18 protein-coding genes and 1 tRNA gene are annotated in these 23,476 nt (G+C 39.0%); 13 read left to right on the top strand and 6 right to left on the bottom strand.

The genetic code is table 11. From position 1 onward, the window contains the following. The first annotated feature begins 39 nt into the window (after positions 1-39). Together pyrH and tsaA are read left to right on the top strand one after the other, a co-directional pair. Positions 40-744 carry a UMP kinase gene (gene pyrH, locus ACT29I_RS09990; protein ID WP_430932552.1) on the top strand — a complete coding sequence of 235 codons (705 nt, stop codon included), beginning with the start codon at positions 40-42 and terminating at the stop codon, positions 742-744. Positions 745-928: 184 nt separating this feature from the next. Next, the gene (gene tsaA / locus ACT29I_RS09985) at positions 929-1,417 is read left to right on the top strand and encodes a tRNA (N6-threonylcarbamoyladenosine(37)-N6)-methyltransferase TrmO (protein ID WP_444793343.1); all 489 of its coding nucleotides are present in this window, start codon (positions 929-931) and stop codon (positions 1,415-1,417) included. A 263-nt stretch (positions 1,418-1,680) separates the two neighbouring features. Here the strand turns inward: tsaA and ACT29I_RS09980 are convergent, their stop codons facing one another. The 6 genes from ACT29I_RS09980 to mutY all read right to left on the bottom strand — a co-directional run bounded on the left by ACT29I_RS09980 (position 1,681) and on the right by mutY (position 6,773). Then, positions 1,681-2,412: a geranylgeranylglyceryl/heptaprenylglyceryl phosphate synthase gene (locus ACT29I_RS09980; protein ID WP_430932554.1), complete on the bottom strand. Its 732-nt coding sequence runs from the start codon at positions 2,410-2,412 to the stop codon at positions 1,681-1,683. Positions 2,413-2,447: 35 nt separating this feature from the next. Beyond that, positions 2,448-3,074 carry a 4'-phosphopantetheinyl transferase family protein gene (locus ACT29I_RS09975; RefSeq protein WP_430932555.1) on the bottom strand — a complete coding sequence of 209 codons (627 nt, stop codon included), beginning with the start codon at positions 3,072-3,074 and terminating at the stop codon, positions 2,448-2,450. 3 nt (positions 3,075-3,077) lie between these two features. Next, positions 3,078-3,668: a gliding motility lipoprotein GldD gene (gene gldD, locus ACT29I_RS09970; RefSeq protein WP_430932556.1), complete on the bottom strand. Its 591-nt coding sequence runs from the start codon at positions 3,666-3,668 to the stop codon at positions 3,078-3,080. Positions 3,669-3,814: 146 nt separating this feature from the next. Then, a complete protein-coding gene (gene gldE, locus ACT29I_RS09965) occupies positions 3,815-5,137 on the bottom strand; it encodes a gliding motility-associated protein GldE (protein WP_430932557.1) in 1,323 nt (440 codons plus the stop codon). Between the two features lie 22 nt (positions 5,138-5,159). After that, entirely contained in the window at positions 5,160-5,657 is a 498-nt protein-coding gene (locus ACT29I_RS09960) for a single-stranded DNA-binding protein (RefSeq protein ID WP_430932558.1), read from the bottom strand. Positions 5,658-5,729: 72 nt separating this feature from the next. Next, a complete protein-coding gene (gene mutY / locus ACT29I_RS09955; RefSeq protein WP_444793342.1) occupies positions 5,730-6,773 on the bottom strand; it encodes an A/G-specific adenine glycosylase in 1,044 nt (347 codons plus the stop codon). 123 nt (positions 6,774-6,896) lie between these two features. On the opposite strand from mutY, the gene ACT29I_RS09950 reads away from it, so the two are divergent. From ACT29I_RS09950 to ACT29I_RS09900, 11 genes are all read left to right on the top strand, one after another. Continuing rightward, a complete protein-coding gene (locus tag ACT29I_RS09950) occupies positions 6,897-7,181 on the top strand; it encodes an HU family DNA-binding protein (protein ID WP_066632791.1) in 285 nt (94 codons plus the stop codon). A gap of 228 nt (positions 7,182-7,409) precedes the next feature. Further along, positions 7,410-9,005 (top strand): Rne/Rng family ribonuclease, encoded by a 1,596-nt coding sequence (locus ACT29I_RS09945; protein WP_430932560.1) that lies wholly within the window; start codon positions 7,410-7,412, stop codon positions 9,003-9,005. A 95-nt stretch (positions 9,006-9,100) separates the two neighbouring features. Next, positions 9,101-9,172 (top strand) — tRNA-Arg (locus ACT29I_RS09940). Positions 9,173-10,265: 1,093 nt separating this feature from the next. Next, complete coding sequence (locus tag ACT29I_RS09935; protein ID WP_430936719.1) at positions 10,266-10,805, top strand: RNA polymerase sigma-70 factor; 540 nt, start codon at positions 10,266-10,268, stop codon at positions 10,803-10,805. 169 nt (positions 10,806-10,974) lie between these two features. After that, positions 10,975-12,147, top strand: a complete 1,173-nt coding sequence (locus tag ACT29I_RS09930) for a FecR family protein (protein WP_430936717.1) — start codon at positions 10,975-10,977, stop codon at positions 12,145-12,147. Between the two features lie 294 nt (positions 12,148-12,441). Beyond that, the gene (locus ACT29I_RS09925) at positions 12,442-16,008 is read left to right on the top strand and encodes a SusC/RagA family TonB-linked outer membrane protein (protein ID WP_444793341.1); all 3,567 of its coding nucleotides are present in this window, start codon (positions 12,442-12,444) and stop codon (positions 16,006-16,008) included. 12 nt (positions 16,009-16,020) lie between these two features. After that, positions 16,021-17,472: a RagB/SusD family nutrient uptake outer membrane protein gene (locus tag ACT29I_RS09920; protein ID WP_444793340.1), complete on the top strand. Its 1,452-nt coding sequence runs from the start codon at positions 16,021-16,023 to the stop codon at positions 17,470-17,472. Between the two features lie 108 nt (positions 17,473-17,580). Then, complete coding sequence (locus ACT29I_RS09915; RefSeq protein WP_444793339.1) at positions 17,581-18,735, top strand: redoxin domain-containing protein; 1,155 nt, start codon at positions 17,581-17,583, stop codon at positions 18,733-18,735. A 73-nt stretch (positions 18,736-18,808) separates the two neighbouring features. Further along, positions 18,809-20,011: a thioredoxin fold domain-containing protein gene (locus ACT29I_RS09910; protein WP_444793338.1), complete on the top strand. Its 1,203-nt coding sequence runs from the start codon at positions 18,809-18,811 to the stop codon at positions 20,009-20,011. Positions 20,012-20,503: 492 nt separating this feature from the next. Beyond that, entirely contained in the window at positions 20,504-21,055 is a 552-nt protein-coding gene (locus ACT29I_RS09905) for an RNA polymerase sigma-70 factor (RefSeq protein WP_430936707.1), read from the top strand. A gap of 1,067 nt (positions 21,056-22,122) precedes the next feature. Further along, a complete protein-coding gene (locus ACT29I_RS09900; RefSeq protein ID WP_430936705.1) occupies positions 22,123-23,295 on the top strand; it encodes a FecR family protein in 1,173 nt (390 codons plus the stop codon). Positions 23,296-23,476 lie beyond the last annotated feature (181 nt).

Below are 23,476 nucleotides of genomic sequence, written 5' to 3'. Positions count from 1 at the left end.
TAGCTTTGTGCCATTCAAAACTTTAGAAGATTCAAAACGATGTATAAGAGAGTATTACTTAAGCTTAGCGGAGAGTCGCTGATGGGCGAACAAAACTACGGTATCGACAATAAGAGGCTGGAAGAATATGCACAACAAATCAAAGATATCTGCGATCTGGGTGTTCAGGTTGGTATTGTGATCGGTGGAGGAAATATCTTTCGTGGACTAAGCGGAGCTGCCAAGGGATTCGATCGTTACCAGGGCGACCAAATGGGTATGTTGGCAACCGTGATTAATAGCCTGGCCTTAAAATCATCGTTGAATAATGCGGGCGTAAAAGCAAGGGTATTAACGGCCATAAAAATGGAACCGGTTGGTGAATTCTATTCCCAGCCTAAAGCCATTGAGGCCTTGGAAAATGGGGAAGTGGTTATCCTTTCCGGCGGAACGGGAAATCCTTACTTTACAACAGATACCGGTTCCTCATTGAGAGGGATTGAAATTAAGGCGGATGTGATGCTGAAAGGCACCCGGGTGGATGGTGTTTATACGGCCGATCCGGAAAAGGATCCTAACGCCACCAAATTCGAGGAAATTACTTTCGACGAGATATATAACCGAGGGCTAAAAGTAATGGACTTAACCGCCACCACCATGTGCAAGGAGAATAACTTACCCATAGTGGTATTTGATATGGATACGCCGGGAAACCTGATCAGAGTAATTAAAGGCGAAAAGATTGGCACTCTGGTCAAAATCTGATCTATATAAAATGTGATGAAATGCCAGTTCCGACTTTGCGGAAAACAAACTATTAAGGCTTAAGGTGTTGGCCATATGTATAGTTTGTGATTGTAATAGAGGGCTGAAATAAAAATCGACGAAGTTAAAGTCCGTCATGTTTTATGTGGATATCATCAATGTGAATCTTAAATCAGTTCAAACCATGCAACACTTTACATTTCAACCCATCGGCACCATTTATACGCCTCATAGTTCTTTGGAGAATATGCCTATCCAACCATTTGGGGCAGAGGCTGCTAAGGGATATATTCTTTTGAAAGAAGAGTTTGTGGAAGGCTTAAAGGATCTCGAAGGTTTCACTCATCTGACGCTAATTTACCATCTGCATAAAGTAACCAATTACCAAATGTCGGTGGTGCCGTATATGGACGACAAAGCACATGGCGTATTTGCAACACGTTCGCCCAAACGACCCAATGCCATTGGTTTGTCAACGGTTAAATTAGTTAAAGTGGAGGACAATAAAATTTTTATTGAAGAAGTGGATATGCTCGACAAAACCCCATTGTTGGATATCAAGCCCTTTTTCAGACAATTTGACAATAGGATGGATGCAAGATCGGGTTGGCTGGACGAAAAGGACGCAGACCTTGTTTTAAAAACCAAATCGGATAATAGGTTTGTAGAATAGTAATGCTCTTTTTGAACCCTAAATTGTCATTACACTTCATCTGGATGTCCATTCGATGATCAAAATCTGCATATTGCTTATTAAACACAGCAATGTAAGGTTTTCTATATCGGGATGGCCTCGATATGGCTGATGCCAGTTGACATTAAGGGGTTTTTCAAATTCCTAATGACGGATCAAGGTTTAATGTGTGATAACTGCCAGCCGGCAGGCTGGGATTTTCTAAAGCGTTCTGCGGGTCTAAGGATATAGCCTATTCACCTTTAATACGAATGTATTACATCTTTAAATTCCTTTAGCAGGGATAAATCTTTCTCAAACGCATTGCCCACCACAACGATGTCCGCACCAGCTTCACAGGCATTCTCTACTTTTTCAACACTATTTAGTCCCCCGCCAACAATTAAGGGGGTGGAAATATTGTTTCTGACCGCTTGTATCATGTCTTGCGGTACCGGATTGTGAGCGCCGCTGCCACTTTCCAGGTAAATCAGTTTCTGGCCCAACATTTCTCCAGCCATGGCAGTAGCTACCGCGATTTCCGATTTATTGGCCGGTATGGGACGTGTTTGGCTCATATATTCTACTGAGGTTGTTGTTCCGCCTTCAATCAATATATAACCGGTAGACAAAATCTCCATACCAGAGTTTTTTAGGAAAGGAGCAGAAGTAACATGGTTGCCAATTAAAAGCTCCGGATTTCTTCCGGATATCAAGGAGATAAATAAAATGCCGTCAGCATTGGGTGTGAGCTGCATCAGGTTGCCGGGAAACAAAACAACCGGAATTGTCAGGTGTTTCTTTAAAACATGCACCACCATTTCAACCCTTTCGTTAACCAGGCTTCCTCCTACCAAAATAAAATCGGGACTAGCCGCTTCCATGGCAGTAATAATTTTGAGTAGGTTTTTATGGGGAAACTTATCCGGATCGATAAGGACGGCAAACAATTTTTTACCTTTTTTTACTTTGCTTTGTATGGTTGATAGAATCATGGTAATTTGTCAAATTCGTGTAATGGGTGGTTAACTCAACAATGGTAAACCAAATAAAAGTCCTCGGTGGTCAGGTATTCAAAATCCATGGTCCTACATTCCTCAAAATCAAATGTAGCTTGAATTTTACCTTCCTGTTGCAACTCGAACGGGTGACAAATAAAGTTGACATTAAAGATGCTGCTTTGCCTGTCGTACATTTTATACATGCTTTCTTTCAAGCACCACAGCATGGTATAATACGCAACCTTATTATTGTCCGGAATGAATTTTTCTTCTTCGGTGCTTACAAAACGCTTGTACACCCGCGCTACCCTTTCCGATGGGCGTTCAATATCTACGCCCGCAAAGTCGCCTTTGGAAAACACTACAACTAAAAAACCTTTGGTATGGCTTATGCTAATGTTATATTCTGAGTTTTTAAGGATTGGTTTTCCCGATTCCCGATAGTCGACAGCGGGATCTATTTTCAATACTTCCTTAATCAGACACCTGGCAGCTAAAAACTCTTGTTTTCTGGATTCGAGCCTAAATGAATTTACCCGATTCAGATCTTGTTCTCTTAGATTTAGCGATTGCAATAGTTCTTTGGAGCTTTCTTCAATCTTCCAAACTACAACTATCCCGTCGCTGCCTGTATCCCTTCTTAATACTTGAGCCATTCTTTAAAAATTAGGCATTTCTTTCCACTCAAAGGTCTCCATTAAATGAAAGATGTCTTCCTTGACAAAATCAATCACCGGAGCCAATGAATCCTTGTTGGGAACAGCGTTAAAGTATAAGGAGCCGCGCACAAAGTGATGGGTACTGTCAGTCAGATAAAACTGAACGGAAGATGCTGCGTCTCCCATTATTTCGTACAAGGTACCATATACCTTCTTCTCCTCCCCCACAAAGATCCGTTCACCGATGGCATCGGCTTTAACAGCATGTTTGTACGCTAACTTACGACTGTCTTCAAGCATTTCGTTCAGGTTGTTATCAACCGCCTTGTAACTGATATGCACAGTTCCGTTTAATGTAGGATAATCCATGTTATACCAATATTTTTCGGCATTGTGCGAACGATCGTCATCCAGAATCTGGGTATAAACAGGAACATCAAAACTAAAGGGACATTCCTTGTTTAAAGGCTGATACTCATGCTTTGGAAAAGTAATGCGATAATAAGCTCTCGGTTTGGGTGTGCCATGATGCTTGCATGAAAACACTGCGAGTATGGATGTTAATCCTAATATTAGGACTATGTTTTTCATATACGTTTAAAAAAATTAATACTGCCAGGACAACCAAGGCGATATTCAATCGCAATAATGAATCACTTACCGAAATCCGTCTGCCGGAACGTACAGGGCAGGCAGACAGTTATGTCGGTTTTTTAGTTATACTTGTTTTTATCTTTTTAAGGCTTAACCTCAAACTTTACCTTTTTAATTCTTCTCGAATCTACAGAAACCACTGTAAACACATATTTTTTGAACTTGATTTGGTCGTACTTATCAGGAATTTCCCCTTTTATTTCTAGCATCAAACCGGCCAGTGTTTCGGCCTCCCCTTTCATTTTCTCAAATTCGTCCTCTTCAATTTCGGTTACCTTGTGAAAATCGTTCAGCAATGTTTTACCTTCGAATATAATGCTGCCATCGGGCTGACGCATGTAGAACGATTCTTCTTCATCTTTCTCGTCAGATATTTCCCCGACAATTTCTTCCAGGATATCTTCCAATGTTACAATTCCTGATGTACCTCCGTATTCATCTACCACAATTGACATATGAATTTTGTTTTGCTTGAACTCTTCTAACAGGTCGTCAATCTTTTTGGTTTCAGGGATAAAATAAGGGGTGCGAATTAATTCCTGCCACTTAAAATCCTTATCTTCGTTTAAATGGGGGAGCAAATCTTTCACATACAGTACCCCTTTTACATTATCCGGTGTGTTCTCAAAAACGGGAATGCGGCTGTAGCCAGATTCAACGATTACTGCCAGTACTTTGTTGTAATCAGAGGTGATTTCAATGTCTACCACATCTACACGGGCCGTCATAATTTCGGCCGCATTAATGTTTCCGAATTTCACAATGCCTTCCAGTAGTTCTATTTCTTCGGTAATTTCATCTCCGGTAATTTCCAGGGCATGTGATAAATCATCCAGGGAAATGGATCCTGTTTTTCTGGCGATGCGCTTATTTACAAAGCCGGAGCTACTTACCAATATTACGCTCAATGGCTTAAATACCCCCCTTAACAAAAACATTGGATAGGCCATTGTTTCGGCAAACCTCCGCGAAAAGCGGGATGCATAAACTTTGGGTAGAATCTCTCCGAAAAACAGGATAAGACCGGTGATGCCGATTACTTCCACCACAAACTTGACCCATTGAGGATCTCCAAAGTAAATTAAGGAGTTGGTGATAAATGCCGAAAGGATGACAATGCCAACATTAACAAAATTATTGCCAATGAGTATGGTTGCCAGGAGCTGTTCCGGCGATTTTAAATGTTTGATAATTAAACGTCCGTTTCGGTTGTCCAGTTCTTCTAAATCTTTCATGTCGGTTGGGGTAAGCGAAAAAAAAGCTACCTCTGAACCAGAAAGCAAGGCTGAAAAAACCAGTAATACAATTAATACCAAAATAGAGATGGAAGTCCCAAAGGTAAAGGGCTGGAATTCAAGCACAGCGAAATACGGAAGTACGGATAAATTAATAAGGTCTGTTTCCAAGAACTTAGAAGTTAAGTGAATACTAGAATGGCAAATCGTCTTGTTCGGAGGATTCGTCCAAAATATCATCGTTACCCGTGCTGTTGGCTGCCGGTGCCTGCGGCGGGGCAGAAATAGGCTGCTGGTTTTGGGGCTGTGCCGGTGTTCCGTAACTTGTAGCTTGTCCTTGGCCACCTGGATTATCAGCTTTACGGCCGAGCAACTGAAGGTTATCCACGTACACTTCGGTGGTGTATCGTTTATTGCCGTCCTTATCGTCCCATGACCGGGTTCTCAGCTTTCCTTCAATGTATAATTGAGTTCCCTTTTTAACGTAATTTTCGGCCACTTTTGCCAGGCCGCCCCAAATTACCACATTGTGCCACTCGGTGCGCTCAGGTATTTGCTGGCCCGAACTGGTCGTAAAACCGCGCTCGGTAGTGGCCACCGGAAAATTCGCTACGGCTCTGTCGTTTTCAAAATATCTTATTTCGGGATCTTTTCCTACGTTGCCTACTAAAATTACTTTATTTACTGACATACTTTATGATGCTTATTTTTGGATTGATAAAAATACAAAAGTTCCTATCGATTACAAACGATGTTGCAGTGTTTAATTAAATATTCCGATTAAAGGCTTTGGAAAGGCGAATTCGTTTAGTCGATCTGTTTTTACAATTTGATATTTAGATTCTTTGAAGTGTTCAAGTGAGTCGAGCCGAATACTTAAAACAGTGATCACTAAGTGCCGGTGAGTAAGTAGGTGGTTTAAAGTAAATTCGGAAATAATGTTTATGTCCTGGTTGGCGGTTAAATCAACGAATTCTTCCAAGCCCAACAGTTTCGGGGTTAAAATAGTATGCGAGGTCTCAATCAACGGATACTGATATAACCCTTTCCAGATGTCGTTTCCGTTCCGGCGCTGTATGACGGTTTGATCTTCCTTGTCCGTAAATACAATAAAGTTCAGAAATCTTTTCTTCACTTTTGGCTTCTTTTCCTTAACCGGTAGTATATCAACCTTTTTGTTCTGCAGTGCCCAACATTTATCTTTAAATACGCACGATTGGCATGGTGGTTTTTTAGGAGTGCAGTGCAGTGCCCCAAATTCCATTAACGCCTGGTTGAAGGTGCCATGCTCTTTGCCGTCATTCAGGCTGTGGGCCAACGCCTCTATTTGTTTTTTCCCTATGGTTGTATTAATGGGTGTTTCTATACCATAAATACGGGTGAGTACCCTAAACACGTTTCCGTCCACTACGGTTTGATGCTCGTTATAACAAATAGAACTGATGGCAGCAGCCGTATAGCTGCCTATCCCCTTAAGCTTTAGCAAGCCATCGTACGAATGCGGGAAAACTCCGTTTAATTCGTCAGAAACATATTTTGCCGCTGCGTGCATATTTCTGGCACGGGAATAATAGCCTAATCCCTGCCATATTTTTAACACCTTGTCTTCATTTGCTTTGGCCAAATGATGAACCGTGGGAAATTCTTTCAGAAAATTAATATAATAATTTAAGCCTTGATTTACACGGGTTTGCTGAAGTATGATTTCCGATACCCAAACCTTATACACATCAGTGGTGTGACGCCATGGAAGGTCGCGTTTGTTGTCTTTATACCACAAAATCAAGTCACTACTGAACTCACTCATCACAATTTTTTTTTATCAAAAATAGACTTTTTGTTTTTTATTTTTCTAATTCGTTATATCTTTGCATTCTGAATTTTAGAAAATTAATGTAATTAGTTGATAATTAAATAATTTTAAAGAGAGATGACAAAGGCTGATATTGTAAACGAGATTTCAAAAGATACCGGAATTGAGAAGGTTACAGTTCAAAAGACTATCGAAGCTTTTATGGAGACTATTAAAGGTTCATTAGTTAAAGGGAAAAATGTGTATTTGCGTGGATTCGGAAGTTTTATCGTAAAAGAAAGAGCTGAAAAAACGGCTCGTAACATTTCTAAAAACACGACTATCATTATCCCAAAACACTTCATTCCGGCATTTAAGCCTTCAAAAAGCTTTGTTACCAAAGTTAAGAACAACGTGAAGTAATTGGTTATTAATAGTTAAATTTTTGTAGTATGCCAAGCGGAAAGAAAAGAAAAAGACATAAGATGGCTACGCATAAGCGTAAAAAGAGGCTTAGAAAAAATAGGCACAAGAAGAAGAAGTAATCTTCCTCATCTTATTGTGAAAACATAATAGAGAACAAACATGAGGGAAGCTTCCTTCGTTGTTTGTTCTTTGTTTTATGTAGACAATTAAAAGTGTCCTGACAGAATGGTCGGGACAAAAGTTCTTATTATTATTGAAATACCTACTATTGTGAGTGCAGAACTATTTGTTGATGTATCTCCCGACGAGCTTTCGATAGCATTGCTCGAAGACAGAAGATTGGTAGAGTTAAGAAGAGAGAAAGGTGACATACAGTTTACCGTTGGCGACATTTACCTGGGTAAGGTAAAGAAGATTATGCCGGGACTGAATGCAGCCTTTGTTGATGTAGGATACGAAAAGGATGCTTTTTTGCATTATTTAGATCTTGGACCCCAATTTCGTACCCTGAAGAAGTTTCTTAATATGGCCAAGACTGTCAAAAAGGGAGGAGTTGCCTTACACAAAATTAAAGCTGAGCCGGATATCGATAAAAACGGTACCATATCAGAAGTTCTCTCCGTAGGTCAGGAAGTGATGGTGCAAATAGCCAAGGAACCCATTTCAACGAAAGGGCCAAGGCTGACTTCCGAATTGTCAATTGCAGGACGCAACCTAGTGTTGATGCCTTTTTCCGACAAGGTTTCCGTGAGCCAGAAAATTAAATCTGCCGAAGAAAGAAACCGACTGAAAAAGCTTTTGATCAGCATTAAACCCAAAAACTTTGGGGTAATCGTCCGCACCGTGGCCGAAGGCAAAAGAGTTGCCGAACTAGACAAGGAATTGAAAACCCTTGCTCGACGTTGGGACGAGTCCACTGCCAAATTGTTTAATCTAAAGCCGCGCGCGTTAGTTGTTGGTGAAATTGGCCGTACCTCAGCCATACTAAGGGATATCATGAGCCCTTCATTCAACAGCATTTACATTTCCGATCAGGATATGTGCAAAGAGGTAAGAGAATATGTGGGTTTGATTGCGCCCGATCGAGAAAAAATTGTGAAAGAATTTAGAGGGGACGTCCCTCTGTTCGATCAATTTGGAATCGAGAAACAGATTAAATCGCTTTTTGGGAAAACAGTTTCTTTTAAAAGCGGTGCGTATCTTATTATCGAACATACTGAAGCACTACATGTTATCGATGTTAACAGCGGAAATCGCGCAAAAAATGCAAGTAACCAGGAAAACAATGCCCTGGACGTAAACCTTGCAGCTGCCGATGAAATTGCCCGTCAGTTAAGATTGAGAGACATGGGTGGAATAATTGTGGTTGATTTTATTGATATGCAAAAAGCCGAACACAGGCAAAAAGTGTATGAGAAGATGAAGGAAGCTATGACTCCGGACAGGACCAAACATAATATCCTTCCGCTTAGCAAATTCGGACTCATGCAGATCACTCGCCAACGTGTTCGCCCGGAAATGGCCATCGAAACCGATGAGACATGCCCTACCTGCTTTGGAACAGGTAAAATTGCACCAGCCATCCTACTGGAGGAGAAGTTGGAAGACAGCATTAAAAAAGCTGTCGAAGGACAAAAGAGTAAAAAATTGACCCTGAAGGTTCATCCTTACCTGGGAGCTTACTTAAAAAAAGGCTTCCCGTCCATATTTTTAAAATGGAAGTTCAAATACGGTTTTGGACTTAAGTTGATTCCTTCCGCCTCATTAAGTTTTTTAGAGTTCAAGATCCTCGATGATAAAGACAAAAAGGTTGACCATTAGGTCAACCTTTTTTTTATGGGTAAATACCCCAATAATCATCATCTCTCTTTGTTAAAATTGGGTTAAAATTATATATTTGCATCGCTTTAAAGGATGGCCCCATAGTTCAAGGGATAGAACAAGTGTTTCCTAAACACTAGATACAAGTTCGAGTCTTGTTGGGGCTACTAGGAAAATGCCGTAATCGAATTATTAGTAATTGGTTGCGGCATTTTTGTTTGATCCCTAAACTCAGTTTTAATTGGTTAGAAATAGCCTGGGAAGTATTTATTGTTTCAACGCAATAGCTTTCCCTCACCCCTCCTAAGGTTAAACCCCATTCGAATATTTTTTTAAGTGTTTATAAATGGTGTCGTATTCGTATTCCGCTCCGCACGACAGGAACTCCACCGCCCATAAATTTATTTGCATCGGGTTTTTTATTGCTTATTACGCTGGAGCGATACCATTATACGGCAGGAAAACCAAACCGATATCTTTTATTTGGAATGATTTCAAAATGTCTTTTATCGAAAAAGGGAGTGAACTCAACCTAATGGGTGGCAAATTGATTTTAACCCGCAATATACATTAGAAATTCTATTACACATTGAAATTGTTTCAAAACAAGACACTCCGCTGCTTCACTTCAACTCACCATAACGATGCTCCCGAAAGTAATCGGGACAAGTTATGCCTCGTTTCAGTAAAGCCTTGTTTTATTGCACTTGCAGTGCTCATGACGAACCTCCAATACATAATCCGGGTTTAAACTTACTTGCCGCTTATTGTTTGCATTTTTTTCTTAAATCTATTCAGGGCTGATTCCAGATTCTCAATAATTTCACTTGCCAAAATATCTGGGTCTGGCAGATTATCCAAGTCGGTAAGACTTTTATCTTTTAGCCAGTAGATATCCAGGTTGGTTTTGTCTCTTGCCGGTATTTCTTTATAAGAGAATTTTCTCCAACGTCCATCCGGGGAGGCTGAGCCTGTTGAAGTCTCACTCCACGTTTCGGTGCGTTTATGTCTGTTACGATGGAAGGTGTCGTTTCTCAGGAACTACTTTTCTTCAAGGTGAGTTGATTAGCGGCTAAAATCCAATCGCAAATTGGATATTCCGGGGTAAGTTGACCCCTTACATTTTAACTTGGGGAACCTTTTGGTTGTCGATTTGTGGGCATCTTGGTGCAGAACATGTCGCCAGGAAATACCACACAGGAAAGAGGTTTACGAGGAAAAACTCTATTTTAGCAGCAAATTATAGGTATATGTTACAAAATGTCTACAGAGGAAAACTTTAAAATAACGGATAGGGGATCTTATAAAAGGGTTTTCAATCTTTTTTATAAGGCATTGACATTGTTCGCCATTAAATATGTGAATGATAAAGATGACCGGGAAGATTTGGTGCAAGAAACCTTTGTAGCACTCTGGGAGAGCAGAAATCAATTAAGGTCGGAGTCTGCCATAAAATCGTATCTGTACACAACACTCAGAAACAAATGCCTGAATTACCTCCGTCATGCCGATACGGTGAACAAGTATGCCGAGAATTTTGAGCGGGATGAATATGATGCCGATTTTTCCAACGAAATCATTAAACAGGAATCCTTACGCCTTTTTTATCAAGCTATCGAACAACTTAACGACAATGCTAAAAAGGTTGTTTTAATGACCTTAGAAGGCTACAAGCGCGATGAAATTGCCGAGCAAATGGATTTGTCTATCGATACCATTAAGTACCACAAAAAAACTGCACTTCAGAAATTAAAAGAAATCCTGGGAGAGAATTTTTATTTGTTAATGTTGTTGAGTTAAAGGTTTAAAAAGAAACCCACATCATATTCAGGTAGCTAATAAGAATATTCCTTTTTTAAACCTTCGCTGCTATTGAAGAATAAGCAATGACCACTGCCTGAAATTTTTTCTATAAATTTACTACCCTTTTTTTCACTCCATGTGTCTTAGTAATACTAAATGTTAAAGCATGGACCCATTTAATGACCATATCAAAATCGCAAAAACCATCAATAACCAGTTGTTGGGCACTATTTCGAACGAAGAGTTGGAATATTTGAACTCCTGGCGAAAGGTTGGTAAAAACGAAGCGCTTTACCAGGAAATAAAAGCTGGGATTCTTTCGGGAAGCTATAGGAATGAGTTAGAAAAGTTAGATAATGAAGTAGCCTGGAATCAAAACGAAAAACGCCTGGACAAGCAGTTCCGAAGGATTAGGATGTATAAAATTATGCGTATTGCAGCTGCTATTATTTTACTGTTAGCTGGAGCAACTACCTTATTTTATATTATTCAAACACCGGTAAATGAAAGTGCCGAAATTGCCCAGGCAATTACACCCGGAAAACCGCAGGCTGAATTGGTTTTGGCTGATGGTTCGGTAGTAGGACTATCTGATGGGGAAAAAGTAATCAACGAACACGGAGCCATTATCAAAACCAACAAAGGGGCTGTTGATTACCATTCGCAAAATGAACCTGTTGCATTGGCTGCCATGAATACCTTAAAAGTTCCGGTAGGTGGAGAATATAAGCTGACTTTGCCCGATGGAACGCAGGTATGGTTAAACTCTGTTTCGCAATTAAGTTACCCTGTTCAATTTTCGGGTAATCAAAGAAAAGTAATATTACAAGGTGAGGCTTATTTTCAGGTTGCTCATAATGCCAAAATGCCTTTTATAGTCGCCACCAATAAAGGGATGGAGGTAGAAGTGTTGGGGACCTCGTTTAATATGATGACTTATGATGACGAAGCCAATATGGAAACCACTTTGGTTGAAGGTTCGGTGCAGGTTAATTTAAGCAACAACAAATCGGTGCCTATCAAGCCTGGTCAGCAAGCCAGCTTTAACAAATCATCCATGGAGGTGGATGTAAAAGAAGTAGATACGCATTTGTATACCGCCTGGGTTGACGGACGTTTTATTTTCGAGAAGGAAGACCTGGAGAGTGTGCTGAGGAAATTAAGCCGTTGGTACGATGTTGATGTATTTTATCAGAACGTATCAGTTAAACACATACGTTTTTCTGCTGATGTTCGTCGATATGATGACGTCAACTCTTTACTCGATTTATTTGAGCAAGTATCATCAGTCGATTTCGAAATTAACGACAGAACCATTCTTGTAAAAGAGAAGAAGTAATAATCTATGGTTCTTCCCTTATCCTTAAGAATAGAGCCTGTCCCGCAGAATTTCCGAAGCAGTAATAAGCCGCAGGTATAGGGATGGGATTGTTCAAAACAAAATAAAACTCAGTGTCTTTGTGTCTCTGTGTTCATCAAAAACAAAATGGGGAATCGCCACAATTCCCCACTCAAATAAATACAGGTATCCGGCAAGATACCTAAGTCTAATTGATAATGTAAAATTATGAAAAAAACTTATTCTCTGAAATCTTATCTTGTAAGAGGTAAGACAAAAAAAACTTGGCTGATTATGAAAGCAATGTTCGTTTTTTTATTTGTTGCGATGATGCAGGTATCGGCAGGAGTCTATTCGCAGGAAACAAAATTCTCGATGAACCTGATGGATGTTAGCATTGATGAGGTTATCAAGGAAATTAAAAAAAGCAGCGAGTTCGACTTCGTGTTCGATTACGACCTGATCAGTAACCTGGACAAGGTGAGCGTGGAAATGGAAGGTGCTACAGTAAACGAAATATTAGATAACTGTCTGCAAGGCACCAATATTACCTATAAAATCCATGACCGTGTAATATTGCTTATGCCCGCAAAGCATAGACCTCAGCCGGTTGTTGAGCAGCAGGAGCCCGAAAAAATAACCATCAGCGGTAAAGTTACCGACGAAAAAGGGCAGCCGCTCCCTTTCGTAAATGTGTATATCAAAGGCGAAACGAAAGGAGTAATCACTGATAAAAATGGAGAGTACGCCATTGAAATAGAAGAAAAAGAAGGGATGATTTTGGTAGCATCGTTTATCGGGTTTGTAACCAAGGAGTTTGAAGTAGCGAGCCGTACCGAAATCAACATCATGTTAACAGGTGATATGACCGATTTAAGCGAGGTGGTGGTTACGGGTTATCAAATATTGTCGAAAGAGAGAGCAACGGGTTCGTTTTCGGTATTGAATAGCGATAATATTGCCAACAGTCCCAATGAAACAATCGGTGGCAACCTTGAGTCATTGGTGGCAGGTATTCAAACTACGATTGACGAAGATGGAAACACTAAATTTACCATTCGTGGCCAGACATCCCTTACTGGAGAATCAGATCCTCTGATTGTTGTGGATGGATATGCTATTGCTGAAGGGTTTGAGACGATTAACAGAAATGACATTGATCAAATTACTGTGCTAAAAGATGCAGCTGCAGCATCTATTTGGGGTGCTCGTGCTGCCAATGGAGTTATCGTGATTACAACAAAAAAAGGTAAGAAAGAAAAAGGCATACAAGTTAGCTTTGAGGCTTACACTAAAATTAGCGAAGACGTTGATTTGGATTACGCCAACCCTATTGCAGATTCAGAAACACAGCTGGAATACGAAATGTTGATGTGGCAGTTGGGTTACGCAACTCCTTCGTTCGATATTTCGAGTATCAATAACAGTATGACCAAAGGGAGTGGGTTGTTTCAACAACAGTTAAGAGAGTTTGTAGATAATGGTGGAAATATTGAAGATATTGTTTATAACATGAGCTCTCCTGAATTTCAAAAATTAAGAGGGCAATCTTATCAAGGTCAGGTTAAGGAGCATATGCTTCGTAAACCAGTATCTCAAAATTACAACCTTACATTACGTGGCCAGGGAGAAAAGAACAGGTATTCTCTTTCGATGATGTACAACGATAATAAGCAGGTAATGAAAGAAGACAGGGACGATAACCTGTTAATAAATTTCCGTAATTCAATGGAATTAGCCGAATGGATAGATTTTGATTTCTCGGTAATGTCTCAATTAAAAAACACCTATAGTGGTGGGGTTGGTTTAACAGAAATTAAAAACTTATCTTCTTATGAATTGCTGTTAGATGAAAATGGGAACTACAACGATATCAACAGTAGTCTCAATAGTCCGTATAGTGTATTAAATAACGAGATCGTTGGGCAACTGCACGAAATTAGCGATGGTTGGGCTTATGACGATATGACCTATAATCCCTTGCAAAACATGCGTTCGCAAGATTTTAGAACCAAGGCTTTCAACACTCGGTTGAATGCAGGGTTAAATATTAAAATTGCTGACGGTATTAAGTATAGTGCAGGCATGCAATACGCTCATGGCGATATTGATGTTAAAAAGAGATATAAAGAAGACTCTTATTTTGTACGTAATAAAGTAAATAGTTATATGGTTACTGATTTTACCGCTTTTGAAGAAGGAACCCACCAAACTATTAGCGAATATCAAGTGCCCAAAGGAGAGATGGCATATATCGAGAATATCCAAACCAGAGCTTATTTAATCAGAAACCAGTTTTCGGTAAATAAAGATTTTGGTGATCATGGTATTAATTTTATTGCAGGTACCGAATTAAACTGGAACGAAGCAGAATCGAACAATGATTGGTTATACGGTTATAACCACGAAAAATATACAACGGATGTTCCTTCGGCTTATACAAATCTGGAAAGAGCATTTTATGCAAGTACAGGAAGTCTGGCAAGAGGAGGCACCCTGACCTATAACACTCAAAAGTTCTTTTCTTTATATTCAAACATGGCATATACCTATAAAGATAAGTATACGCTTAGTGGCAGTGTTCGCACCGATGCCTCCAATATTACGGTTAAAGACTCCAAGTACAGATATGCTCCATTTTGGTCTGTTGGTGGTAGCTGGCAAATAGGTAAAGAAGAGTTTGCCAAACAGTTTGGTTGGTTAAACAGGGCTATTTTGCGCACTACTTACGGAGTTAACGGTAACATTCCGTTAGGAACTGCCCAGGTTCCTTTAATCAGTTACTTAGATGGTTCTTACGGATTAGGCTCGCTTGGAGCAGGTGTTGATCATGCATCCATCAACGACCTTGGAAACCCTACTTTAGGTTGGGAGAAGGTTAAGCAATTAAATATTGCAATGGATTATGCCGTATTCGGGAATAAATTATTTGGGAGTATTGAGTATTATAATAAAAAGAGTGAGGACTTAGTTGCTCAGGTTTCTCTGCCTTCTATTGCCGGAACAAGTGCCCAGGCATTTAACGTCGCTGAAATGGAAAACAAGGGAATTGAGATAAACCTGAATGCAAAGGTTAATATTACCAAAGAATTAAAGTGGACACCGGTAGTAAACTTTGCTTATAACAAGAGTATGGTGAGTAAAGTTAATGTAGCCGATTTGCAGTTAAGTAATTTAAGGTATTCTACACCTTATGTTGAAGATTATGCATACCAACCTGTATGGTCGTATAAACTAACAGGAGATGTTAATGAGTTTGGCATTCCTCTAATCATGGGAAAAAATGATGTGGAATATCCTGCTAACGTTAATATTTCATCAACCGGGGTTTATGGTCCGGATGTAGTGTGGTACAGAGGAACAAAAATAGCCCCTTATGTAACATCACTTACCAACGAGTTTAAATTTAAAGGATTTAGTTTACTGGCTACTTTAACAGGTAAGTTTGGACATTACATGTACAACAACAGCTTTAATTACACGACCAGAACGGATGCCATGAACTTTCATGAAGATCTTGAATATTTAATGGATGGTCAGGCGGATGAAATTGGAATGTTCCCTGTTCCTACAGAAGCTATCTCTGGAATTAGCACCTATTATTCAACGTCACAATTATTAGAGTCTAGAGTTGAAAAGGCTGATTATATCCGCTTAAAAGAAGTAATGCTTTCTTATAACCTTCCTAATTCAATTATCTCCAAACTGGGCGTTTCAAACATTAGGTTATATACTCATGTAAGTAACGTTGGATTGTTATGGACTGCCAATGACTTGGATATTGATCCGGAATACCCTAAAGGGTTAAGCTTTTTTAAACCGGAAAGAACATACACATTTGGTGTAAATGTTAACTTTTAAAGACAATAAGAGATGAAGAATATATTAACCATATTATTAATATCAGTGGTCTTGTTTAGTTCGTGCGACGACTATTTGGATGTAAAACCTAGCAAGACCAATGAACAGGAAATTGAAACTACGCATGATATTAACCTGCTTTTAAATAATACGCTCGACCTTTTTAATAGTGGTCATGTAATTTCGGATGTGGACTTTACAAAAATTGGCGACGACATAAAGTTTTACGACAATGTATATTCAGTGTTTTCAACCTGGATTCCATACGAACAAGTTCAATCGTACACCTGGCAAAATGAAATCACAGCAGTTAGTGACGCATCCTGGACCAAATCGTATACACATATTTGGTTGGCAAACTATATAATTAATAATGTGGATAATTTAGAAGGAGACGAGGATGAAAAAGCCAACCTGAAAGCAGAGGCTCATTTAATAAGAGCCTATAAGTTTTTGAGCCTTGCGATGAAGCACTGCTTATACCCTTCAAGTGCAAATTCGGCAGAATTGGGGCTTCCTTTAAAAGCAACAACAGAGTTTGAGGAATTGCCAGCCCGTTCAACTTTGCAGGAAACGATAGATAATATTGAAACCAGTATTATTGAAGGTTTAAAAATTGAAAAAGACAGAACAGATAGTTGGAGAGAGAGCAAAGGTTCTGCTGCTGCTTTGGCTGCACGCTTTTATCTATACGTTCACGATTTTACCAATGCAAAAAAGTATGCCGAGATGGCTCTCAGCGAATGGAACCGTATGATTGATATGGAAACAGAAGTACCTATCTCAAAAAAGTTTGGATTGTACGATAATCCTTCAACAGCAAACATGACAACTTTTGGTAAAGCGTTTTACTCAGGTTGGGAAAGTCAGTACAAAATGTATGTTGTAGAAGATTATAACTTTTATCCGAGCAATGATCTATTTGCAATGTATGATGCTCTTGATTTAAGACTTAAATTTTATACACAGTGGTATCTTGGTGTATATTTCGGTTTAACAGAAAATAACTACTCTTACACAAAATTTAGCAGGGCAATTATGACAGGCCCTGATGTTGCTGAGATGTATCTGATTTTGGCAGAATGTGCCGCACGTAACTCAGATTTTGCAACGTGCATGCTAAATGTGGAAGCAGTTCGTATTAACCGCTTTGCAGCTGCTGATTATGTAGAACTGGCAATCCCAGGCTCAGTAAAAGAGGCCGTTCAATTAGTAGTGGATGAAAGAAGAAGAGAGTTTCCATTTACCTCTTGTCGCTATTCGGATATTAAGCGTATTAATGCCGAAGGTTTGCTCGATCCAATTACTATAACAAGAGATTTTTATGCACTTCAGGATGGAAATGTAAATATGGCATCTCCTCAATCCTATACACTTGAGCCCAATAGCCGGAAATATGCCCGACCATTACCCAATGAGGTAGTAGATCTTACAGATGGTAAAATTGAGCAGAATACTTATTAAAATATTATTTGGGGTGCGACTTTAAGTCGCACCCCGAGTATTACTAAAACTATAATTAAAGTATGGCATTAAGTCGTACTCCCAAATTCAATCAACAAAATATATAAAATGAAGAATTTATTATTATTAGTGCTGTCTGTTGTAGCCTTGCTAACTTCCTGCACCCCAAAAAACCAATATAAAATAACTGGCACAGGTTGGGAAAAATTTAACGACAGTGAAATTCAGGTTAGTGTGTTAGACACAACTGATACTCGAATAAAAATTATTGCGAGAGCTTTTGTAACCGATGGCAAATTTATAATGCAGGGAGAAGTAACTCATCCGCAATCGGCTTTTCTTGCCATGTACGACAAAAACGGAGAATACAAAGGCTGGAAACAGGAGTTTATTATTGAAGCAGGTAACATCTTGCTCGACCTTAAACCAGAAGATAAAAAATCAACCATTACAGGTGGCAAATACAACGATATAATTTTAAACGATGTGCCAAACCGTCCTGAAATAAAAGCATCTGAGGATGAGCTTAAAGCATTTTCAGAAGAATTTTATGCCCTGCCTAAAGAACAACAGAAAGATGAATCTAAGCAAAAACAGTTTCGGGAAATATATACCAGGCATTCCCAAGTGGTAAGTGCTGCATACCAAGGTGTTTACGATAACACAGATGATGCTTATATTCGCTTATTAACCCTTTCTAAACTGCGCACAATGAAATTGGATGACAGAATAAAAGAGTTAGATAAGATTGAAGCTGAGTTAGGTCCAATATTAGAAATTGCTTCGATGAGAAGGGGTATTGAAAATGCTAAAAAAGCCAGAGAAGCACAAGCTACTGTTGGAGTTGGAAACACGGTCAAGGATTTTACAGCACAAAACTTAAAAGGTGAGAAGTTTAATCTATCACAGGTTTTAAAAGAGAACAAATATGTATTAGTAGAATTCTGGGCGTCGTGGTGTGGACCATGCCGTGCGGAGATTCCTCATATGAAAAAAGCCTATGATCATTTTAAGGATAAAGATTTTGAGATAGTTTCGTTCACGCTGGATCATATCCAAAAATCATGGAAAAAAGCTTCCGACAAAGAAAAAATCCCATGGATTAATGTGGGCGATTTAAAAGCACATGCAAGTCCGGTAGTGAAAATGTACGGCGTTCAGGGCGTTCCTGCTAACTTTTTGGTAGATAACAAAGGGAAAATAATTGCATTAAACTTAAGAGGTGAGGATTTGGATAATAAATTGGAGGAGTTGTTGAACTAATTTGTATTATTTCTTATCGGGTGACTGGTAATACTCACCCGGTGAGTAAAAAAACAAAATAAAATAATAAACAATGAAAAAAACATTAACTGTTGTTACAGCACTAATCTTATCTGCCAACCTGTTTGCACAAGGCATCGAATTTGAACATGGAACTTTTGCCGATGCATTGGCAAAGGCTAAAAGGGAAAACAAGATGGTATTTATGGACTGTTACACTACCTGGTGTGGTCCGTGTAAAGCCTTGGCAAATAATGTTTTCCCGCAGAAAGAAGTGGGGGATTACTTTAATGCCAATTACATCAACGTTAAAATGGATATGGAAAAAGGGGAAGGCCCTGATTTGTTGAAACGTTATGGTGTAAAAGGTTTCCCAACATTATTGTACTTAGATGCCACGGGTAATGTTTTGTACAAAAGAGTTGGCGGAGGAAGCCCGGCGGATATTATTGCAGATGCCAAACTCGCCGCCGATCCAACAGAACGTATGGATTATATAAAAACCAAATACGATGGAGGCGACAGAAGTAAAGCAATTGTAACCAAATACATTGGTCTGCTGCGAAAGAACTACCTGCAAGAAGAACTCAAAGCAGTAGGTTCGGAATACATTAATTCGCTGACCAAAGAAGATATATTAGATACAGATAATTTTAAAGCATACTGTTCCGTAGGAGGAGAATTGGGAAGCGACAAATTTGAATATGTGAAAACTAACAAAAAAAAATTTGTTCATCTATCCAACGAGGAACAAGTCAATAACTTTATAATGATGAGTTATTATAACGGTTTAAGATCCGCTGCCGAGGGAGATGATATAACAAAACTGGATGAGGTAGTAAAAGCTTTTAAGGCAGAATATCCCAATCCGCAATACCATGCTACTGTCGACCAGATGTATGATGTTTTTTATTTAAACAACAAGGAGTTTGATAAGTGGTTTCAGGGAAAAGAAACAGCTTTAAAAGCGCTTGAAACAAACAATGAGCAATATGTACAAACCGTAATTCGTACCGCATATCAGGTGGCAACCGACCCATGTTTTAAATGGGAAGAAGGAGCTTACGAAAAAGCTATAGAATGGCTTAATAAAGGTATCTCGAAAAATGAAAAACCTTTAACCGAATATTTTTGTCTGGCTATGATTTACAAAAACCAAGGCAATAAGGAGCAGGCACTTAAAAATGCAGGCTTATATAAAGAAGCCATGATAGAACAAGGAAAAGATATCGATCAAAGATCTGAAAGTTTTATTAAGTCGGTTGAGGCGATGTAAACGGTTAAATTTTGATTAGGAGGGTGTCCTCTATGATAATTTATAAGTTTGAGACTTATGATGTTAAAAGCGAACTTTCTGTTTTACCCCTCCAAACCTCCCCTAAAGGGGGAGGCTTAAGTAACCTTTAGGGGCGGTAGGGGTGCTAAAGTGGAGCAAACTTTCAAATTGAAAGAATGTTAAAACTAATTCTTTGTTTTCCGACACCCCATAGCTAAATCACCTTATTTTTAACAAGCTGCAAATGATATAATGAAGAAGTCTTTCAAAAAGCGTTAGAGCAAGAGGCCTGGATATGCTTGTTCTAACCTGAAAAATGCGTAGCTATCGGTATGACTAATCCCATTGCCATAATGATAAATTCTAAAGGCAATTTTGGTTTATTTACAAATTATATTTTTCAAAATATTTCCAGCAATACTTAAAAAATGCGAACAGAGCATCAATAAATACATTTTTATTTATATTTGACGTTGCATTTATGGGGGTGTCATGTCATCAAGCTTGGAGAATAATCATTATAATATAAAAACAGAAGATGGGTTTCGTCATCTATTTGATGAATTCTATCCGTCTATGTATCATTATGCCAATAAACTTGTTGGAAATGAGGTAGCTGCCGACGATCTTACCCAGGAAGTTTTTATGAATCTATGGGACAAACGTGAGGAACTGGAAATTCAGACCTATGCGGGCTTTCTTTATACTTCTATTCGACACCGTTGCATGAATTACTTAAGGGCCGAACAAAGAAGAACGATAGGGAATGCAAGGTTGCAACAAAAAAATGAGGGTAAAGTTGAAGATCGGATATTGTTAATTGAGGAAGAAGTGGTGCGCCACATTAAAAAACTACTTTCCGAAATGCCCGAACAACGGCGTAAGGTATTCGAGCTTCACATGGAAGGATATTCGCAACAGGAGATTGCCGATAAATTGGACGTTTCTGTCAATACCATTAAAACCCACAAACTTAAGGCCCGTCAGTTTTTAAAAGCGCAGTTGAAGAATACACTGGGCTTTCTGCTTTTGTTTCAGATATAGTTTCAATCCCCCTCCACTCTCTATAAATCAAATCCACATTCCTTAATTTGTTCTTTAAACCATATTTATAAGCTTTTAAAACTTGATTCTAAGTTAAGTAATTGCTTTATAGGCATTGTGTTATGTTTATTAAAACGGGTGAGTTATCTTAAGTTATGGATAATTTTCCCCTTAACAAAGGGGGCGATAACTAAGCTTGTTCCATTTAAATATTTTCTCAGGAGGATTGCCAAATATGTAAATCAATCCCCCTAATAGTTTTATTACCTGAAACAAGATGACAACATGCCCCCTTCTCCAAGGGGGAAATGCCGCCAAATAAGCTATTTCAGTTTGTTTGTATTTAGTGTATGTGCGGGTAATGTATTGTCAAGTAGATGATTAAGGCTAGTTGGAAGAGAGAATGAACAAAAATCATTCAAAGGTGCCTTAGAAAAGGAGGAGTCTCAACTTATAGCTGTATACGGGAGAAAGAGAGTTGGAAAAATATATTTAATTGAAATCACTTCAGGCAAAGAAATTTTTTTTGAGCAAGAAGTTAAGCCTGATGAAGCATTGGTACTGGTGATAGTAACAGCCTTAGGTATTTAGAAGAATACGTACAATAATATCTTAACCGACCACCTGACAATGGATATTCTTTTCGAGGATCACTAACAGAACGTGCCATTCTGTTACTTAGTGGCTATAAGAAAATGCAACATTATTCCTTTAAATACCCTCTAACTCTCCCGAATACGAGTTCGGGACAGGCTCTAAAGGGGGAACCAGAACCCCCGAAGAGAGCCCATTGCCCTTTAGGGGTTAGGGCTAATAATGAAGAAATATTCAAAAAACAGAGAGTTTTCTTAAATGCACTACTTATGGAAAGTATACCCCCTTTAAAATGGGGGAGGATGAATATGGTTGCCCACTTCGTACAATTGTTGGTGGATTAATGAAGGACAGTTAAAAATAAAGTTCTAAATTGCTTTAATCTGTACTTAATTCGCAAAAATATCATATTAGCGTTCACCCCACCCCTACGTTTTAAACTCTTATAGTTAAAAGCATCAAAAATTAAAGCTGTGAGACAGGTAAATGAAGATATTAATTTAAGTAACAAACTCTTTTTGTACCTCAAAGATGAATTGTCATCGGAGGAAAAAGCAGAGGTGGAAGGTTTGCTTGAACAAGATGCCAAGCTTAATAAGTGGTTTCGGGAATTCCGCAAACAGGACAATATCGATCAAAGGGTTCGTGAACACCAACAGGTTGATGTAAACCAAAAATGGGCAGAACACCAGAAAAGAAAAGATTCGAAAAGGAACAAGAAACTTTTCCTGACTTGGATGAGTAGTGCTGCTTCGGTTATTGTGATTTTGGGTGTTAGCTGGTTTGTGTTTCAACAGGTGCAAAATAATAAACCACAACAACAAACCGTGGCAACCATTACCCCCGGAAGTACTAAAGCCGAGTTAATTGTTGAAGGCGGTAATCGTTATGTGCTGCCCGAATTACAGCCTGGGATTATTGATGAAGAGGGAACTGCCATCGAGCACAATGGGGAAGCTTTGAGTTATCAGACTAAACCAACCGAAGCCCAAAGGATGGCCCCCGTACATACTATTGTAGTGCCTAGGGGAGGTGAGCATCAACTGGTTTTGGCCGATGGAACCAAGGTTTGGCTAAACGCACAATCTACGCTTAAGTTTCCTGCATGGTTTAATGGCGATACCAGAGAAGTTGAATTAACCGGTGAGGCATATTTCGATGTACACCATAATCCTGACAGACCGTTTATTATCAATACTGAAAAAGTGGATTTGGAAGTGTTGGGAACAGAATTTAATATAAAAGCCTACGAGGACGAGCACGACGTAGCGACTACGCTGGTAGATGGGAAGGTAATTGTGAAGGTGCTTGATGGAGCACAGCAGCAGGTGATGCTTAAGCCGGGAGAACAAGCGGTTGTTTCTGAAAGTAAAATTAGGGTAGCAGAAGTAGATACTAAGCATTATACGGCCTGGAAAGACGGCTTGTTTATATTTAAAAATGAATCACTCGAGCATATGTTTCAACGTATGTCACGCTGGTACGATTTCGATATTTTCTTCTATAACCAAGGCATTAAGGAATACCCTTTTACTGGAAGTATAAAACGAACATCGGAAATAGAATCGATATTAACATTATTAGAACATACAAAACGTGTAAAATTTGAGATAAACAATAATACCATTCTGGTAAAGGAACAATAGAATAGAAATTAAACTTTGATTACAATCAATTTCAAGGCAAAAATTAACGAAAAATCGGAGTTTACTGTAGTAAATGAGAATTTTGAGGCGATTTTTAACGCAGAAATTGGAAGTAAGAAAGATTAATTTAAAGAAGAGAGGTATTGGCCGTACCTCCCTTCAAGAGTTATTACCAGAGTAT

Source organism: Saccharicrinis sp. GN24d3 (assembly GCF_052400645.1).
GTDB lineage: Bacteria > Bacteroidota > Bacteroidia > Bacteroidales > Marinilabiliaceae > Saccharicrinis.
This window is presented reverse-complemented; position numbering and strand designations above follow the sequence as displayed.

Excerpts from the sequence above, each read along its gene's own strand:
- pyrH (WP_430932552.1), top strand. The coding sequence starts at position 40 with ATGTATAAGAGAGTATTACTTAAGCTTAGCGGAGAGTCGCTGATGGGC.
- tsaA (WP_444793343.1), top strand. The coding sequence starts at position 929 with ATGCAACACTTTACATTTCAACCCATCGGCACCATTTATACGCCTCAT.
- ACT29I_RS09980 (WP_430932554.1), bottom strand. The coding sequence starts at position 2,412 with ATGATTCTATCAACCATACAAAGCAAAGTAAAAAAAGGTAAAAAATTG.
- ACT29I_RS09975 (WP_430932555.1), bottom strand. The coding sequence starts at position 3,074 with ATGGCTCAAGTATTAAGAAGGGATACAGGCAGCGACGGGATAGTTGTA.
- gldD (WP_430932556.1), bottom strand. The coding sequence starts at position 3,668 with ATGAAAAACATAGTCCTAATATTAGGATTAACATCCATACTCGCAGTG.
- ACT29I_RS09960 (WP_430932558.1), bottom strand. The coding sequence starts at position 5,657 with ATGTCAGTAAATAAAGTAATTTTAGTAGGCAACGTAGGAAAAGATCCC.
- mutY (WP_444793342.1), bottom strand. The coding sequence starts at position 6,773 with ATGAGTGAGTTCAGTAGTGACTTGATTTTGTGGTATAAAGACAACAAA.
- ACT29I_RS09950 (WP_066632791.1), top strand. The coding sequence starts at position 6,897 with ATGACAAAGGCTGATATTGTAAACGAGATTTCAAAAGATACCGGAATT.
- ACT29I_RS09945 (WP_430932560.1), top strand. The coding sequence starts at position 7,410 with ATGGTCGGGACAAAAGTTCTTATTATTATTGAAATACCTACTATTGTG.
- ACT29I_RS09935 (WP_430936719.1), top strand. The coding sequence starts at position 10,266 with ATGTCTACAGAGGAAAACTTTAAAATAACGGATAGGGGATCTTATAAA.
- ACT29I_RS09930 (WP_430936717.1), top strand. The coding sequence starts at position 10,975 with ATGGACCCATTTAATGACCATATCAAAATCGCAAAAACCATCAATAAC.
- ACT29I_RS09925 (WP_444793341.1), top strand. The coding sequence starts at position 12,442 with ATGAAAGCAATGTTCGTTTTTTTATTTGTTGCGATGATGCAGGTATCG.
- ACT29I_RS09920 (WP_444793340.1), top strand. The coding sequence starts at position 16,021 with ATGAAGAATATATTAACCATATTATTAATATCAGTGGTCTTGTTTAGT.
- ACT29I_RS09915 (WP_444793339.1), top strand. The coding sequence starts at position 17,581 with ATGAAGAATTTATTATTATTAGTGCTGTCTGTTGTAGCCTTGCTAACT.
- ACT29I_RS09910 (WP_444793338.1), top strand. The coding sequence starts at position 18,809 with ATGAAAAAAACATTAACTGTTGTTACAGCACTAATCTTATCTGCCAAC.
- ACT29I_RS09905 (WP_430936707.1), top strand. The coding sequence starts at position 20,504 with ATGTCATCAAGCTTGGAGAATAATCATTATAATATAAAAACAGAAGAT.